Here is a 15872-nt window from a genome sequence, read left to right on the forward strand (position 1 = left end):
TGAGGTTTTCTCAGTCAATTATCAATTATCAATTAATACAATGTACGAACTAAAAGCAGTTATTATTGGCGCGGGAATGGCAGGACTATCGGCAGGTATTGCCTTACGTCAGGCAGGATACGAAGTAGAAATATACGAAAAAACTAGCAAACTACGTCCTGCGGGGGCTGGTATCTCTTTGTGGTCGAACGGGATTAAAATTCTCAATAGGTTGGGGCTGGGTAAAGAAGTTGCAGCTATCGGGGGACAAATGAACCGTATGGAGTACCGCAGCCACAAAGATGAAGTTTTAAACCACGTTAATTTGATGCCTTTGATCGAACAAGTCGGACAAAGACCCTATCCCGTATCGCGTACCGATTTACAGCAGATGATGCTCGATGCTTTCGGCGAAGCAGATGTACGAATGGGAATGCGCTGTGTGGAAGTAAAACAGGATGCCGACAGCGCGACGGCGATTTTTGAAGATGGCTCTACCGCTACGGGAGACGTAGTTATCGGCGCAGATGGCATTCATTCGGTAGTGCGAACCTATCTAGCAGGTGAAAAAATCGAGCCTCGCTATGCAGGTTACGTAAATTGGAACGGCATTGTCGATGCTAGCCCAGACTTAGCTGAAAACGATGTCTGGGTAATTTATGTCGGCGAAGGCAAAAGAGCTTCGATGATGCCCATTGGTGGCGATCGCTTTTACTATTTTATGGGCTGTCCCAAACCGAAAGGAACTAAAGTAGAGCCAAAAGATATCCGCGCCGAACTTTATGAAACTTTTGATGGCTGGGCGCAACCAGTGCAAAACTTGATTGCCAAACTCGATCCCGAAGAAGTAAACCGTTTGGAAATTAGCGACATCGATCCCCTATCCCACTTAGTCAAAGGCAGAATCGCTCTGATAGGAGACTCCGCCCATGCTACTACCCCCACTCTAGGACAGGGTGGCTGTCAGGCGATGGAAGATGCCGAAGTGCTGTGTCGCTATCTACTAACCACCAATCTCAGCGTGGAAGATGCCCTCAAACGCTACGAAGCCGAACGCAAAGAAAGAGTAGCGCAACTAGTTCTCAAAGCTCGCAAGCGTACCGACACTATTTATAACAAAGAGCCAGATTTAACTCAAGAATGGTACAAACAGTTAAAAGACGAGCAAGAAAAGGATGTTACCGATGCCCTTGCCAAAATTATTCTAGGTGGACCTATGCATTAAACTTGGTGGAGCAAAGAAAATAAATAATAATTATGTCAGGAAAACTAACTACTCACGTATTGGATACGGCTAATGGTCGTCCTGCCAAAGAAATTGCGATCGCCCTGTGGAAACTCGATTCGGAGACGGAACTCGACTCCAAAACCTTATTAAAAACTACTAAAACCAATCATGACGGACGTACCGACGAACCTTTATTAGCAGAAGCAGAACTAGAAGCAGGAGTATACGAGCTAGTATTTGCTGTAGGTAATTATTTTGCTCGCTATTCAGACTATGATGAGCCGCCGTTTTTAGATCGGATTCCGATCCGTTTTGGTATTAGCGATACTGAAGCTCATTATCACGTTCCCTTGTTGGTTTCCCCTTGGTCTTACAGTACCTATCGCGGTAGCTGATAGAGATTTTAGAAAACCATCATGCGTTCGATCGCCCGAACCATTTCAACTGCCGCACCTGCCTGCCAGTTACCTTCACAGCGGCGATCGCCTACTAAAATCAGACGTAAATCATAAGCGTGGGGGTATCCTTCTACCTCCATCCAGAGCAAGTTGCTTTCGGCTTCACAGGCAATTCGCTCCTCATCCATCAGTTCTCGCTCCATTTCTGCCATTGTATTTACAAGCTGTTGCAGAAGGCGATAAAAATCTTTAAATTCTGCTGCGGTGAGTTCGATCGCCCAAGAATCGCTACCTATTAAACCCTGATATTTTTTCGGTTCTGAGTCCCAACCGACGCGCCAGTTACTGCCTTTTTTCAACAAACGTTCCATTAGGGCAGTAGTAAATCTGCATTACCACGCTGGGGAAACTTAGGCTGGTTAGTATTTTCTGGAGTTGTCGGAGAGGCGGTAGGTGTATTATTGTCGGTATTTTGAGCTTGAGGGTTATAAATACTTACTAAAGTCGCTACCAGTTGATTTCTCTGTTCGCGACTCAAACTTTCAATAACTGCGCGATCGCCCTTGAGGGGATTTTGAGTCAGAGTAGTATTGCCAGGATAGCGATCGGGTGGAATTAGTTCGTTGGCACCAAGGTAGTCTGCTAGAGTAAGTTTCCAATCTAGCCGATAGTTTAAAGGGCGATCTTTGACGTATTGGTGATAGCGAATCAGGCGTTCGATTAAAGTATTATCGTTCGCTACTTGACTTGTTTCTCGGCTGATATATTGATTTTCCAGAGGAAATTGGGTAAATTGCTGATAAGCTACTGCTGCTGCTTCATCTGGACGAATATCGGCAACATTGGTTGGTAGTTGTTGCGAATAGGAAGCCTTTGCGGTAACAAAAATATTTGCCGCCACACAAAGAACCAAACCCAAGCTAAAAGCGATCGCGAAGCGGATGCCCTTTGGGCTTATCGCGCGACGATAAACTTTATATTTCATCATCCAAATCAAACAGCTAAAATCAGTGAGCAGTGAGCAGTGAGCAATGAGCAATGAGCAATGAACAGCTAAACTCCTATTGTTCAATGTTCATTGTTCATTGTTCAATCGCCAATAATTTCTGGCTGTGTAAGTTCGTCAGACATTTCGATAATGGCACGAATAGCTGGTTTCATCATTGGCTCGTCAAAACTATCTATTTCTTCATAGCGACGGCGTTTGGCACGATTGGCTACTTGAACGGTAATTCGATAGCGATTGGATGCTGCTTCCATCAAGTCATCAGCGCGATACATAATTTCAGAAGAGTCGAAAGAACTTTTTTTGTTCATACCAGCGAAAGCTATTCTTTAGTCATTAGTATCATCTAGTGTAGCAAGAAGAACTTGGTTGTTTGGGGCGATCGCGATAAAAATTATTCTCTTGTTAGTTTTCCAACACGACTTACCAAGCGTCAATTGTATAAACTTAAACTAAAAACCTTATGAACTCCGATCGCAAATTTGCTTTATTAGTTTTGGGAATTCCTTTAGTCGGTCTATTGTATTGTGGTCTGGGTATAGCTCTGTTTACTTCTACTACAGTTGTCAGAACCCATCCTCTTGTTTCTGGCGGTATTTTTATTTTGTTGCCGTTTGGAATTGCAGCATATACTTGGATTTCTGCCTCGGCGAAAGCTTACAAGAAGTAGCGAGTAGCAAGTATATCTCTCTGCTTATCTCAACTTATCTATCAGTAAAATAAAAGCGCAACTAGAGGTAGGAATTTGTAAAAATAATAGATATTAGCGCAATAAAATACATTTATTATGCCCGTATCAGATTTAGACATCGATCTTGCTAGTTATATCGATCATTCTTTACTGCAACCCTCAGCAACGCCAGAACAGGTAAAGCAGTTGTGTCAAGAAGCTTTTAAATATAATTTTCCTGCGGTTTGCGTATATCCTACGGCAGTCAAGCAAGCAGCAGATTTACTTTACGACAAACGAACTCAGGTCTGTACGGTAATTGGCTTTCCTACTGGTGCTAATACTTCTGCCGTCAAGCTATACGAAGCTAGAGAAGCCACAGAAAATGGTGCCACAGAACTAGATGTAGTCATTAATTTAGGTTGGCTAAAAACTCAGCAGTCCGATTTAATCTATCGCGAAATTGCTCAAATATGTGAAGAAACGGGACAAACAGTTAAAGCAATATTAGAAACAGCCGTATTGAATGAAGCTGAAATTAGATTGGCAGGTGAAATTTGTCTGGATGCCGGAGTGGCATATCTTAAAACCAGTACGGGATGGTTTGGCGGTGCTACAGTAGATACGGTGCGCCTATTACGAGAAATTACTGGCGGACAAATAGGAATTAAGGCTTCTGGAGGAATTCGCACTTTAGAACAAGCAGTAGCATTAATCGAAGCTGGTGCCACCAGGCTAGGGACTTCTCGCGGTATCGAGCTAATGCGCCAGCAACGCGAAGTAGACAAATAAAAATGAATCAAAAATATAAAGCAACGGGTATCGTTCTCAAAGGTTCGCCACTCAAAGAAAGCGATCGCCTGGTAACTGTATTAACTTCTGAATATGGTTTGGTGCGTGCTGTCGCTCCAGGAGCTAAAAAACATAAATCTCAACTGCGCGGCAGAACCGAACTATTTGTAACCAATGAATTTCTGATTATTAAAGGGCGTTCTTTAGATAAAATAATACAAGCAGATACTATCTATACCTATCCTGGCTTGAGCCGCGATTTGGGCAAACTGGCTACTGCTCAATACTTGGCAGAGTTATCTCTCTCTCTGGCTCTAAGCGAACAGCCTCAAACTGAGCTATACGAGTTACTTAACGAACATCTACAGCGTTTGGAAAAGTTAGATAGGCAGCAGTCTGTATATCCTAACTTAACCCAAGCTGCATTTCATTTACTGGCGATCGCGGGTATCGCTCCCGAAGTTTACAATTGTTGTCTCACTCAAAAACCAATTGCACCCGATTTTAATAATCCTCGCTGGCGGGTAGGATTTAGTTTTAACAGTGGTGGCGCGATCGATCTGGCTGTTAAAAAACCCGATACCCAAAACGTGCAAAACTATAATAATAAAGATTCAGAATTATCAGAAGAAAATACTGACGATTATTATCCCACTATTAACTACAAAATAAATTCCATAGAATTGACAATTTTGCAATTACTAAACAACAATTCTTTACCTTTAACCGAACTGACAGCTTGGGAAAAAACCCTAAATATATCTTTAGAAACTACCTGGATGCGAGTGGAAAAAATCTTAAGAGAATACATTCAATATCAACTGGGTAAGCCAATTCGTTCCGCCGCTTTAGTAGATAACTTATATGTAGAATTTTAAATCTAAACCTTAGCAATAACTATTAATTGAATCGAGATCGACTGAAAAAATGCATCTGACAGAATCAAAAACCAGCAAAAACGATCGTAATGCTTCTGCTTCTGAGGCTACCGTTTCAGAAGGATTCACTCCCGTACTACAAAATAGACGCTTTTTAATTTTGTGGTTGGGACAAATTTTTTCGCAACTAGCAGATAAAGTTTATTTAGTTTTAACCATTGCCATTATTGCCGATCGCTTTCAGTTATCCAACCAGCCTATCAGCCAATGGGTATCGCCAGTCACCATCGCTTTTACTATCCCTGCGGTGCTATTCGGTTCTTTAGCAGGTGTGTATGTCGATCGCTGGCACAAAAAATCTATTTTAGTTATTTCCAACCTGGCACGAGGTATTTTGGTTCTGGTTTTACCGCTTCTGTTGTGGTTGGCAGCAGGAAAAAGTTTTGGCTGGGGAATATCTTTAGGCTTTGTCTTAATGCTGGTAGTAACTTTTGCCGTATCGACCTTTACGCAATTTTTTGCCCCTGCCGAACAGGCAGCAATCCCCTTAATTGTCAAGGACAAACATTTACTCGCTGCCAACTCGCTTTACACTACAACCATGATGGCATTGTTAATCTTCGGCTTTGCCGTAGGCGAACCCTTATTAAGCTTCGCAGATTGGTTGGGCGATCGAGGTGGATTGCCGAGCAATATTGGTAAAGAAATTTTAGTCGGTGGTGCTTATGCGATCGCGGGAATTATCTTACTTTGGTTTAATACAGGAGAAAAACTGCAAACCAAAGAACGAGAACAGCCTCACGTATTCTCGGATATTTGGGAAGGAATCAAATATTTAAAAACTAACAGTTTAGTTCGTAACGCTCTAATCCAGCTAACAATCTTGTTTTCGATCTTTGCAGCTTTAGTAGTACTGGCAGTAAGCATGGCAGATGCAATCCCCCAAATAGATGCCGATCAGTTTGGGATTTTATTGGCAGCAGCAGGTGTAGGTATGGCAGCTAGCGCAGCCGTTATAGGACATTGGGGTGAAAAATTCGATCGCACTAAAATCGGCTTTTTAGGTTCGATAGGAGTAGCAGTATTCTTAACTGCGTTGTCTTTTGCTACTAATAATCTCTGGTTGGCTTTAGTAATAACTGCTTTACTCGGAGCGTCTGCGGCATTAGTCGGCGTACCGATGCAAACTACAATTCAGTCCAAAACTCCTACAGAAATGCGCGGCAAAGTCTTCGGACTGCAAAATAACGCCATTAATATCGCTCTGTCTTTACCCTTGGCTCTAGCAGCAGAAGCCGAGGCACGATTTGGCTTGCAGGCGGTAATTTTGACCCTGGGTGCGATCGCGCTATTGGGAGGAATTTCCAATATGTATATTACTCAGTCACAAAACGACTGACAAAGCTAATTCTCTAATATATTCAGGTTTACAGCTCCTGAATTAAAAAGGAGAAAACTAGAAAAAATCAGACAATGGCAGCATTTCTGGTAAATTAACTAACAGTCGATAAATAGAAATACCCATCGGCGATCGATTGGGAGCTATTCCTCGTTGTTGCCTAAAAAAAAGAACATCTGAATGCATATTGCTTGGCTGGGAAAAAAATCACCGTTTTGCGGTAATGTTACCTATGGTCGGGAAATTACTAACGTTTTGTTAGAGCGAGACTATCGGGTGAGTTTTCTTCATTTTGCTCAATCTCCAGGCGAGTACGAACCTCATTTAGAATCAGATGAACCGCAAGCTGACAATCCCGAAATAGCTTTACCATTTATTTATAAATCTCAGGTTTATACTATACCTACTCTTAAATCGAGTAAAATTTTGTGGCAATCTCTTCATCGTTTACAGCCAGACTTAGTACACGCCTCTTTGACTCTTTCCCCTCTAGATTTTTTACTGCCTAAAATCTGTGAAGAACTAAAACTACCTCTCGTTGCTACTTTTCACCCGCCATTCGACAGTAAAATTCGCAATCTTAAATCTAGCACCCAATATCTTACCTATCAGCTATATGCTCCCTTTCTCGCTCGCTACGATCGCACGATTGTTTTTAGTGAAATTCAGCGCGATTTACTGATCGAACTAGGGGTACCAGACTATAAAGTAGCAGTCATTCCCAATGGCGTAGATGAGAATAAATATTCTCCTGGCTATTCTCAGTTTAAAGAACGCCTACAAGCCAAAAAATTATTTGTCTATCAAGGGCGAATTGCCACAGAAAAAAATGTAGAAGCTTTATTAAGAGCCTGGAAGCATTGCGCTCTAGGAAAAGATACCCAACTACTAATTGTCGGCGATGGACCGATTAGAACTTCTTTACAGCCCTACTACGGTAAAGAATATAATATTGTTTGGCTGGGCTTCATTTCAGATGAACGGCAGCGAATTGACATTCTAAGAGCCGCAGACGTGTTTATTTTACCCTCACTAGTAGAAGGTTTGTCTATTTCGCTTTTAGAAGCTATGGCTTGTGGTTTAGCCTGTTTGGCTACCGATGCTGGTGCAGATGGCGAAGTTTTAGAAGCTGGTGCGGGCATCGTGTTAGACACCCAAAATGTTACCGCTCAGTTGAAAATTTTGCTGCCTCTATTAAACGCCCATCCCGAAATGACCAGTCTGTTGGGACAAAAAGCCAGACAAAGAGTTTTAGAGCGTTACACTTTAGGGCGCAATCTCGATCGCCTCGAACAATTGTATGCTGAAGTATTACAAAAACATTTGACCGAGAAGTCTTCAATTTATTAAACTTCTTGCACGAATAGTAAAGTGGGCAAGTTTTTCTAGTTGTCGGCAATCGCCACCAATACTTTTTCTGGCGTTGGTGAATCAAGGTATGATTTTTTAGTAACGAGTTGATTCGATCGAATTTGACAAGCTTAAAGCTTAGAGCTTAGAGCTTAGAGCTACGAACAAAAACATTTTGTGTGTCATACATTCAATTACCAACGCTCTTTTTCTTTGCCCACCCTACTCTGGTACATCAAACAAGACTTCACTCATATAGTTATCTGCCCATTCTTTACCAAAAGCTTTTTCTAAAACGCGACGAGTTTTATCATTTTGCTGCTGTTTGGTACAGTAATAGTTTTGTCCTGCTAAATACAGTTCTTGTTGTCGAACCGATACAGGTTGGACGACATTAGCCTGCTGACAGTGAATGCGAAGATAGGCAGAGGTGCGATCGAGAAAACTTTGTTCTTCTAACTCTGTTTGCGGACGAATAAATAAGCAAAACTCGGAAAAAATATCTGCCCAGGATGGTAGTTCGCGGGGTTCGGAAAATTGTCCTGGGGGTAAAGCCGAGAGTTGTTTCTGATACACTTGAGGCAACGTTTTTTCAGGACTGGTAGGAGAAAGATCGGCAATTGCCGCACTAATACCAGCTTTTCCCGCAACTAAATCGCAACCAAACATCGGTAGAGCATATTCAGGACGCGGAAACATCACGCAGTGCAAAATATCTAAGTTATTACCTACTTTCGCCAACTCTAAGTGCATTTTACGAAATTGCGGCGTTTGATAGCAGCGATTTTCAATCCGCAACTTTTCTCCTTCTAGTTTTCCTTCAACATAGCCCAATCCTTCTGGCAAATTGTAAGGAGATAAGTTTAAATACTGTTGCCAATATTGAATAATGCGATCGGCAAGCTGTCGAATTAGAGGATGCTGTTCTTGGCGTAATGAAGGTTGTGATGTTTCTAACATTCGGGTGATTGAGACATTGTATATTGGCTGTTTAGTGAATAACAGCCATAGATGTCTATAAGTTTAACGATATACTGAGACTGAGCTTATATTTATATTTAACTATTAATTGCTATTAATTGCCTGTAGGAGCTTAAAATATGTTTGGTTTGGGTTGGCCCGAAGTAGTTATTATCGGATTAGTTGCCGTTTTGGTCTTCGGTCCTAAAAAAATTCCCGAAATTGGTAGTTCTCTGGGTAAAACTCTGCGGGGTTTTAAAGAGGAAATGGAAAATCCCCAGATTGAGGAGTCGGAAGAGGAAGAAAGTTAGGATATTTTCAAAAAGCCATAAGTGGGGCGCGAATGCGCCTAGTCGCTTTCAGCGACGTTGAGCCGTTAGGCTCTYTAGCCATAAGCTTTAAGCTAATTGATTAGTAGGGGCGACATAAACGATTGCGCGAATAGGGCGTGTCTGCGAACTCATAGCCAAAGGTTTGAGCAAACCGAATCGGTTTTTCTTCTCGTAGATAATACTGAAATCGTTTTTTCTTAACTTGTCACCGTTGCCCATTACCCATTACCTCGAAACGATAATTTAAACCGTAAGGAAATTAATTAGAACGACTATATTTTACGTACAGAGCTTTGTTGCAAGATAAGAGTTTTCTAGTCAGTTTTTTCTTTAGCAACAGCTTTTTGTAATTCATCTTTGTTCATCTGACTGCGTCCGTCAATATTTAACTCTTGTGCCTGTTCGTAGAGTTCGTCGCGAGTTTGGTTTTCTAAAGAGTCGGTTTCAGCTTTAGCAACGGCTTTTTGTAACTCATCTTTATTCATCTGACTGCGTCCGTTAATAGCTAATTCCTGTGCCTGTTCGTAAAGTTCTTTTTTAGTAGGCTCATTATCCGAATCAGAATAGCCAGCTTCCTGCATCGCTCTTTTTATCGCAGGAGTCCATTCAACATATTGCTTACCTTCACGAGAGGCTTTTTGTTTGATTTGTTTTGCTTCTTTCTTTTCTGACTCGCTCAATCGCTCCCAAACTTCTTTTGGTAAGTAACGTTTGGTCTTATCATCCTGTCGCGCCCTGTTTCCCGACTCAGTTTGCCAATCTTGCTCGCTCCATTCTTCTAAAGATTCGGCAGCATCGTCTTTTTCATCTTGTTTGTAGCCACCACCTTGTTTTTCGTATTCCTGAACGAGAAGCTGACTTTTGCGAGCCGACCATTGCCCTGGTTTACCGCCCTTGTCGGACTCCATTAGCTCATCTTTGATTTGGCGACGTAGTTGGGGTTTGGTGTATTTTTCTTCGTATTTATCTTGAGACATTACTCTGTTCTGGCTTTAAAAAACTATTGGTAAAATGATGCTCTGACAATAGTTAGTTCGGGGGAAAAAATATCAGAATCTTTTATTTACACTATGTAATCAAAGTTTACATTAATTCAAAAATCGTTCATCGCTCAGTGGATAGAGTTACTATTTTTAGCTTTTATATTTTGTGTTTGGAGACTGAGAGATAAGATTCAACTCGTTAAATGAATAACCAATGCTCTCGAACAATTTTGCTAAAGTAAAAATAGAATGCGATCACTTTTGTCGCTCGCGATTAATATTTTAAAATTATCTTTACTTTTCAAAACTGCCATGACCGAAAGTTCGGCATCTTTGCTGTTTCCAACTCTTGATGAAGAGCATCTTCAAAATTTAACTACTTGCGGCATGGTATTAGAACTATCGCCTGGAGAAGTGTTATTTGCTGAAGGAGACGAAGCATATAGCTTTTATGTGGTTCTCGATGGCAAGATTAAAATTACCAAACAAATTGGGAAAGAAGAAATTGTTGTTACTATTCATCAACGGGGAGAGTTTACTGGCGAGTTGAGTATGCTGACTGGTGGAGTGTGTCAAGCAACGGCGCGGAGTATGGAAACCAGTCACGTGATTGAGTTTGACGATTTTAAGGAATTACTCAAAAACTGTCCCCAAAGTATCGATTTGTTTGTACCAGCACTAGCAGAGCGTTCCAAAGATTTAGAAGTTAGATTGCGGCAGCAAGAGAAACTTGCAGCATTAGGTAAATTATCCGCAGGTTTGGCTCACGAACTTAACAATCCTGCCGCAGCAGGTAGAAGAGCCGCCAAACAGTTAAACTCGGCAGTAGCAAATTTACAGAAACAAATGCTGTCTCTAAGGGGAAAACATTTCTCGGCACGACATCGTCAAATTTTGGCAGAACTACAGCAACAAGCCATAACTGAATTGCAGCAAGACACAGAACTGTCACCCTTAGAAAGAAGCGATCGCGAAGATGCTTTAGCTGACTGGTTAGAAGAACGAGGAATCGACGATGCCTGGGAAATTGCCTCTAATTTAGTAACCGTAGGAATCGAGCGATCGCAGCTACAGACACTCGCTGATGAGATGAGTTGTGAAGCTTTTACCGAGGCTTTAGTTTGGTTGGCAGCAACTTTAACCATGAACGGTTTGGTCAGAGATGTCGAACAAAGCACCATCAGAATTTCCGATCTAGTAGGGGCAATCAAAAACTATACCTATATGGATATGGATCGTGCCGAGCTTCAAGAAGTAAATGTGCATGAAGGTTTAAACAATACCCTGAAAATTCTGCATCATAAAATCAAATATGGGGTAACAGTTCATAAAAACTATGCTGCGGATCTTCCTAAAATTTTTGCCTACGGTAGCGAACTAAATCAGGTTTGGACTAATTTAATCGATAATGCGATCGATGCCATGAAAGGCAAAGGCGAACTAACTCTCAATACGTCAATAGAAGATAACTGCGTGTTAGTAGAAATCATCGATAACGGTGAAGGCATTCCTACAGAGATTCAACCACGTATTTTTGAGCCATTTTTCACCAGTAAAGGTGTTGGAGAAGGGAGCGGGTTGGGTTTGGATATTACTCGTCGCATTGTAGTTCAACAGCACAAAGGCAATATTCGCTTTGATTCTGTTCCAGGTCATACTAGATTCCAGATAAGACTGCCTTTAAAGTTAAGTAAAAAGGATTGAAAGTCGGTCGATGTTTGATAATAACTAATGATGAATAAAATGGTTAGTATTAGTTAGTTAACGTTATTCCAGCCTTAGACGACAAAAACTGCGTTGACTTCATTAAAATGATTCACTTATTACCGCTCGTTTTTTACTTTTCTTATGTGTATTTGAGGCGATCGATAAAGACTGTAAGCGTATAGCCATGAATAATCGAGTTCAATTGCCAATTCCTGAGTTTTTCGACCCTTCTACGGTAGGAGAAGTTTGGCAGATTCCATATCAAAAACTAACAACAGAAGCTAAAAATTGGGCGCAACAGCATCAGCTACAATCTGCAAATGAAGATAGCATCAAAGTTGGTTTACTGGCGATCGACGTGCAAAATACTTTTTGCCTTCCTGGTTACGAACTTTTTGTTGGCGGTAAGTCTGGTACGGGGGCAGTAGATGATAATCGGCGGTTATGCGAATTTATCTATCGAAATTTGGGTGTAATTAGTGAAATCATGGTGACGATGGATACCCATAATGCCATGCAAATTTTTCATCCGCTATTTTGGATTGATGAGTCTGGACAACAACCTCCTCCCATGACAGAAATTTCTGTAGAAGATGTGGAAAAAGGTGTATGGCAAGTTAATCCTGCTGTTGCTCCTTACATTAGTAACGAAGACTATAACTGGCTCCAAGACTATACCAAACACTATGTACGAAAGCTCAATTTATACAGCAAGTATCCCTTAATTATTTGGCCCTATCACGCAATTTTAGGCGGCAGCGGACACACTTTGGTTTCTGCCGTAGAATCAGCCTGTTTTTTTCATAGTTTTGCCCGTGAGAGTAAAACTCATTTTGAGTTAAAAGGCAGCAATCCCCTAACAGAAAATTACTCGGTTCTTAGTCCAGAAGTACTAGAAGCTCATGACGGTAAAGCGATCGCCCAAAAGAATACTGCTTTTATCGATAAATTATTGAGCTTCGATCTGTTAATTATTACAGGACAGGCAAAGAGCCACTGTGTAGCTTGGACAATAGACGATCTGCTGGCAGAAATTCAAGCCAGAGATCCAAAGTTGGCTAAAAAAGTCTATTTGCTAGAAGACTGCACTTCACCTGTAGTAGTTCCTGGTGGGGCAGACTTTAGCGATCGCGCCGATGCGGCATTCGATCGCTTTGCTGCTGCTGGAATGAATCGAGTTACCTCTCAAGAGGCGGTCATGGATTGGATTTAATAAATATAGTTGCGATTTAATATTGACCCTATAATAAAGCGAACGAAGATGTTACTGTTCGTTTTGGGGTAATTTATGGCTGCACACCGACAACCAATTACTAAAACTGTAGGAAGCTATTTATTATTATGCGCGATCGCCATAATTTTTTTGTTTCCTTTATTGTGGTTGATCGGTACTTCGTTTAAATCTCCTACAGAAGACATTTTTAGTTTTCCACCGCAAATACTTCCGAGTCAGCCAACTATCGAGAATTTTAAGACCGTATGGGAAACTTATCCCTTCGGACAGTATTTAGCAAATAGCGCGATCGTCGCAGTACTTTCTGTTAGTTTAAACCTGTTATTTTGTGCTTTAGCGGCATATCCTTTAGCGCGTCTGCGGTTTCGGGGACAAAAGCTTATTTTTGCCGCAATCTTAGCCACGATCGCCATTCCCTTTCAAATTGTGATGATTCCGTTATATATACTGGCGGTTAATTTGGGTTTGAGAAACACCTACTTAGGAATCATTTTTCCCAACTTAGTTTCGGCTTTTGGGATCTTCTTGCTCAGACAGGCTTTTCAAGGGGTTCCCTTAGAATTAGAGGAGGCTGCTAGAATTGATGGCTGTTCGGAATTAGGTATTTGGTGGCATATTATGCTTCCTGCTATTCGTCCTGCTTTACTTACCCTGGCTATTTTTGCTTTTATCGCCTCTTGGAGTGATTTTTTATGGCCTCTAATCGTGCTAGATCGTCCCGAATACTATACCCTACCACTAGCCGTTGCCAATCTAGCTAGCTCGTTTTCCCTCGACTGGCGTTTGGTAGCGGCAGGTTCGGTAATTTCCATCGCGCCTATATTAGTGTTGTTTTTAGTTTTACAGCAATATATCATTCCTACCGATGTTGGTAGTGGTGTTAAAGGTTGAAGAAGTCAAAAATGAAAAAGCAAAGCAATAACCGATCTGTTTTTTTGTAATTAAGGGTAGGTTTTTGTTTTTCTATAAACCTCAGCTTCTTATAGAAAATTTCTTTGCGATCGCTCTTGAGTTTGATTCGCGATCCGTTTTTTGTCAACTAGAATTTAACTATTTACCGTTAGACATTTAAAGCTTCATGACCGATTTAATACTGTTTTGGCATCGCAAAGACTTGAGAATCAGTGATAACGTAGGGTTATCTACAGCCGCCAAACACTCTGATAAGGTAGTAGGTTTATTTTGTCTCGATCGCCACATTTTAGAAAGAGACGATATTGCACCTGCTAGAGTCAAATACATGATTGGCTGTTTGCAAGAGTTAGAGCAAAGTTATCAGAAGATCGGTTCTCGTTTATTAATTCTTCAAGGCGAACCAGCTAAGGCAATTCCTAAATTAGCATCAGCAATAGAAGCTAAAGCCGTATACTGGAATTTAGATGTAGAACCCTACTCCCAAAAGCGCGATCGCGACGTTACCGAAGCTTTAAAAGAAGCAGGAATTGAAGTCAAAAATTTTTGGGATCAGCTACTACACGCACCAGGAGAAATTAAAACCAAAACTTCCGACCAACCCTACAAAGTTTATACTCCTTTTTGGCGTAGTTGGAGCGATCGCGATAAAAAATCAATTGCGGAAACGCCCAAAGATTTAACCAATTTAAGCAACAAAGAAGTTAAAACTGCTAGAGAAACAGGAGCAATTGAGCTACCTACAGCTAAAGACTTGGGTTATGAATGGCAAAACTCGCTACTAGTCGAACCTGGAGAAACTGCCGCTAGAGATAAACTAGCAGAATTTAGCGATCGCGCTATTTATGAATACGACGAACAGCGTAACTTTCCTTTTACTGATGGTACGTCGCAACTAAGTGCAGCTTTAAAATTTGGCGCGATCGGTATTCGTGAAGTTTGGCAAACTACTGTTGAGGCGATCGAAAATTGTCGTAGCGATGAAGCAAAAAACAATATCAAAGCTTGGCAGCAAGAATTAGCTTGGAGAGAATTTTACCAGCACTGTATGTATTTTTTCCCAGAGCTAGAGAAAGGAGCATATCGCGAAGAATTTCATGATTTTCCTTGGGATAACGATGAAGAACTATTTCAGGCTTGGTGTGAAGGCAAAACTGGATATCCTATCGTCGATGCAGCCATGCGTCAGTTAAACGAAATTGGTTGGATGCACAATCGTTGTCGTATGATTGTAGCAAGTTTTTTAACCAAAGATTTAATTGTTAACTGGCAGTGGGGAGAAAAATATTTTTTACAAAAGCTATATGATGGCGATTTGTCAGCTAATAATGGCGGTTGGCAGTGGAGTGCCTCAAGCGGCATGGATCCAAAACCCCTACGCATCTTCAATCCTGCCTCCCAAGCACAAAAATACGATTCCGAAGCCGAATATATTCGTCAGTGGCTACCAGAACTAAGTTCGATAGATACCGAACATTTAGTATCTGGCAAAATACCCGACTCAGAAAGAGATAGTTGTGATTATCCCCAACCGATCGTCGAACATAAAGAACAGCAAAAAAAATTTAAAACACTGTACAAACAACAAAAAGACTAAATTGGACAAAAAATTTAAAAGCATTAAAAAATGCGTTAAGTACAACTCAACGCATCAAATTATAAATTTTCTTGCTTTGATTAATTGTTTTTGAAAAAAATAGATTCAATCGATTGCTCGTTTTCAGAAGCCGAAGAACCGTTGTTTTTTGAAGAGTCATAGGAATCTTTTAATTCTTCTAATGATTCTTCAGAAATTAACGAATCAAGTGTTTCCTCTGCTTGTTCTAAAGAATCTATTTCATTCAATGTTTCTTCTATATTTAGATCGTCTTCTTTAGTTTCTAAAGAATCATCTTCTAAACCTATTGCTTCTAGCTCTGTTATGGAAGAGTCATCGCCAGTTTCACTATCATCCCAGCCAGACATAAGGTCTTCGGTTTCGGAACTAGACTCGTCAATTGCTTCAATTCCTTCTAGTTCGGAGATGGAAGTCTCATTGCTACTG

General features: G+C 41.0%; 18 protein-coding genes. 12 read left to right on the forward strand and 6 right to left on the reverse strand.

From position 1 onward, the window contains the following. Positions 1–40: 40 nt before the first annotated feature. Both hpxO and uraH read left to right on the forward strand, forming a co-directional pair. On the forward strand, positions 41–1204 hold the full coding sequence (gene hpxO / locus KV40_RS17385) for an FAD-dependent urate hydroxylase HpxO (protein ID WP_036484149.1): 1164 nt from the start codon (positions 41–43) through the stop codon (positions 1202–1204). Between the two features lie 32 nt (positions 1205–1236). Then, positions 1237–1602 carry a hydroxyisourate hydrolase gene (gene uraH / locus KV40_RS17390; RefSeq protein ID WP_036484153.1) on the forward strand — a complete coding sequence of 122 codons (366 nt, stop codon included), beginning with the start codon at positions 1237–1239 and terminating at the stop codon, positions 1600–1602. Between the two features lie 8 nt (positions 1603–1610). Here uraH and KV40_RS17395 read toward each other — a convergent pair whose 3' ends face one another. The 3 genes from KV40_RS17395 to KV40_RS17405 all read right to left on the reverse strand — a co-directional run bounded on the left by KV40_RS17395 (position 1611) and on the right by KV40_RS17405 (position 2922). Beyond that, entirely contained in the window at positions 1611–1976 is a 366-nt protein-coding gene (locus tag KV40_RS17395) for a DUF1818 family protein (RefSeq protein WP_036484155.1), read from the reverse strand. Further along, positions 1976–2593, reverse strand: coding sequence for a hypothetical protein (locus KV40_RS17400; RefSeq protein ID WP_052055722.1), 618 nt, complete (start codon positions 2591–2593; stop codon positions 1976–1978). The genes KV40_RS17395 and KV40_RS17400 overlap by 1 nt, the downstream gene beginning before the upstream one ends. A 101-nt stretch (positions 2594–2694) precedes the next feature. Next, positions 2695–2922, reverse strand: coding sequence for a DNA-directed RNA polymerase subunit omega (locus KV40_RS17405; RefSeq protein WP_036484158.1), 228 nt, complete (start codon positions 2920–2922; stop codon positions 2695–2697). A gap of 152 nt (positions 2923–3074) precedes the next feature. Here KV40_RS17405 and KV40_RS17410 point away from each other — a divergent pair, with 152 nt between their 5' ends. From KV40_RS17410 to KV40_RS17430, 5 genes are all read left to right on the forward strand, one after another. Then, entirely contained in the window at positions 3075–3281 is a 207-nt protein-coding gene (locus tag KV40_RS17410; RefSeq protein ID WP_036484160.1) for a hypothetical protein, read from the forward strand. Between the two features lie 117 nt (positions 3282–3398). Next, positions 3399–4073, forward strand: a complete 675-nt coding sequence (gene deoC / locus KV40_RS17415; protein ID WP_036484162.1) for a deoxyribose-phosphate aldolase — start codon at positions 3399–3401, stop codon at positions 4071–4073. Between the two features lie 2 nt (positions 4074–4075). Next, positions 4076–4951 (forward strand): DNA repair protein RecO, encoded by an 876-nt coding sequence (recO, locus tag KV40_RS17420; protein WP_036484164.1) that lies wholly within the window; start codon positions 4076–4078, stop codon positions 4949–4951. 49 nt (positions 4952–5000) lie between these two features. After that, complete coding sequence (locus KV40_RS17425) at positions 5001–6350, forward strand: MFS transporter (protein WP_036484167.1); 1350 nt, start codon at positions 5001–5003, stop codon at positions 6348–6350. A 180-nt stretch (positions 6351–6530) separates the two neighbouring features. Further along, positions 6531–7700 carry a glycosyltransferase family 4 protein gene (locus KV40_RS17430; protein WP_036484169.1) on the forward strand — a complete coding sequence of 390 codons (1170 nt, stop codon included), beginning with the start codon at positions 6531–6533 and terminating at the stop codon, positions 7698–7700. Positions 7701–7922: 222 nt separating this feature from the next. On the opposite strand, the gene KV40_RS17435 is transcribed toward KV40_RS17430, so the two are convergent. Further along, positions 7923–8660: a phycocyanobilin:ferredoxin oxidoreductase gene (locus KV40_RS17435; protein ID WP_036484171.1), complete on the reverse strand. Its 738-nt coding sequence runs from the start codon at positions 8658–8660 to the stop codon at positions 7923–7925. 140 nt (positions 8661–8800) lie between these two features. On the opposite strand from KV40_RS17435, the gene tatA reads away from it, so the two are divergent. Next, the gene (tatA, locus tag KV40_RS17440) at positions 8801–8971 is read left to right on the forward strand and encodes a twin-arginine translocase TatA/TatE family subunit (RefSeq protein ID WP_036484173.1); all 171 of its coding nucleotides are present in this window, start codon (positions 8801–8803) and stop codon (positions 8969–8971) included. 335 nt (positions 8972–9306) lie between these two features. Here the strand turns inward: tatA and KV40_RS34210 are convergent, their stop codons facing one another. After that, a complete protein-coding gene (locus KV40_RS34210) occupies positions 9307–9969 on the reverse strand; it encodes a Rho termination factor N-terminal domain-containing protein (protein ID WP_081942882.1) in 663 nt (220 codons plus the stop codon). Positions 9970–10224: 255 nt separating this feature from the next. On the opposite strand from KV40_RS34210, the gene KV40_RS17450 reads away from it, so the two are divergent. The 4 genes from KV40_RS17450 (at position 10225) to KV40_RS17465 (ending at position 15425) form a co-directional block, all read left to right on the forward strand. After that, a complete protein-coding gene (locus KV40_RS17450) occupies positions 10225–11679 on the forward strand; it encodes an ATP-binding protein (protein ID WP_253274295.1) in 1455 nt (484 codons plus the stop codon). 187 nt (positions 11680–11866) lie between these two features. Continuing rightward, on the forward strand, positions 11867–12895 hold the full coding sequence (locus tag KV40_RS17455) for an isochorismatase (protein WP_036484175.1): 1029 nt from the start codon (positions 11867–11869) through the stop codon (positions 12893–12895). 75 nt (positions 12896–12970) lie between these two features. Further along, positions 12971–13807, forward strand: coding sequence for a carbohydrate ABC transporter permease (locus KV40_RS17460; protein WP_036484177.1), 837 nt, complete (start codon positions 12971–12973; stop codon positions 13805–13807). A gap of 187 nt (positions 13808–13994) precedes the next feature. Further along, positions 13995–15425 (forward strand): FAD-binding domain-containing protein, encoded by a 1431-nt coding sequence (locus KV40_RS17465; RefSeq protein WP_036484180.1) that lies wholly within the window; start codon positions 13995–13997, stop codon positions 15423–15425. A gap of 80 nt (positions 15426–15505) precedes the next feature. On the opposite strand, the gene KV40_RS35795 is transcribed toward KV40_RS17465, so the two are convergent. Continuing rightward, on the reverse strand, positions 15506–15872 hold a 367-nt coding region (locus KV40_RS35795), incomplete at its 5' end, for a hypothetical protein (protein WP_036484182.1).

The sequence above is a fragment of the Myxosarcina sp. GI1 genome (assembly GCF_000756305.1).
In the GTDB taxonomy this organism is placed as follows: Bacteria; Cyanobacteriota; Cyanobacteriia; order Cyanobacteriales; family Xenococcaceae; genus Myxosarcina.

Coding starts and splice junctions, on each gene's coding strand:
- recO (WP_036484164.1), top strand. CDS start 4,076: ATGAATCAAAAATATAAAGCAACGGGTATCGTTCTCAAAGGTTCGCCA.
- KV40_RS17395 (WP_036484155.1), bottom strand. CDS start 1,976: ATGGAACGTTTGTTGAAAAAAGGCAGTAACTGGCGCGTCGGTTGGGAC.
- KV40_RS17450 (WP_253274295.1), top strand. CDS start 10,225: ATGCGATCACTTTTGTCGCTCGCGATTAATATTTTAAAATTATCTTTA.
- KV40_RS17430 (WP_036484169.1), top strand. CDS start 6,531: ATGCATATTGCTTGGCTGGGAAAAAAATCACCGTTTTGCGGTAATGTT.
- KV40_RS17435 (WP_036484171.1), bottom strand. CDS start 8,660: ATGTTAGAAACATCACAACCTTCATTACGCCAAGAACAGCATCCTCTA.
- KV40_RS17455 (WP_036484175.1), top strand. CDS start 11,867: ATGAATAATCGAGTTCAATTGCCAATTCCTGAGTTTTTCGACCCTTCT.
- tatA (WP_036484173.1), top strand. CDS start 8,801: ATGTTTGGTTTGGGTTGGCCCGAAGTAGTTATTATCGGATTAGTTGCC.
- KV40_RS17405 (WP_036484158.1), bottom strand. CDS start 2,922: ATGAACAAAAAAAGTTCTTTCGACTCTTCTGAAATTATGTATCGCGCT.
- hpxO (WP_036484149.1), top strand. CDS start 41: ATGTACGAACTAAAAGCAGTTATTATTGGCGCGGGAATGGCAGGACTA.
- KV40_RS17425 (WP_036484167.1), top strand. CDS start 5,001: ATGCATCTGACAGAATCAAAAACCAGCAAAAACGATCGTAATGCTTCT.
- KV40_RS17460 (WP_036484177.1), top strand. CDS start 12,971: ATGGCTGCACACCGACAACCAATTACTAAAACTGTAGGAAGCTATTTA.
- deoC (WP_036484162.1), top strand. CDS start 3,399: ATGCCCGTATCAGATTTAGACATCGATCTTGCTAGTTATATCGATCAT.
- KV40_RS17465 (WP_036484180.1), top strand. CDS start 13,995: ATGACCGATTTAATACTGTTTTGGCATCGCAAAGACTTGAGAATCAGT.
- uraH (WP_036484153.1), top strand. CDS start 1,237: ATGTCAGGAAAACTAACTACTCACGTATTGGATACGGCTAATGGTCGT.
- KV40_RS34210 (WP_081942882.1), bottom strand. CDS start 9,969: ATGTCTCAAGATAAATACGAAGAAAAATACACCAAACCCCAACTACGT.
- KV40_RS17410 (WP_036484160.1), top strand. CDS start 3,075: ATGAACTCCGATCGCAAATTTGCTTTATTAGTTTTGGGAATTCCTTTA.
- KV40_RS17400 (WP_052055722.1), bottom strand. CDS start 2,593: ATGATGAAATATAAAGTTTATCGTCGCGCGATAAGCCCAAAGGGCATC.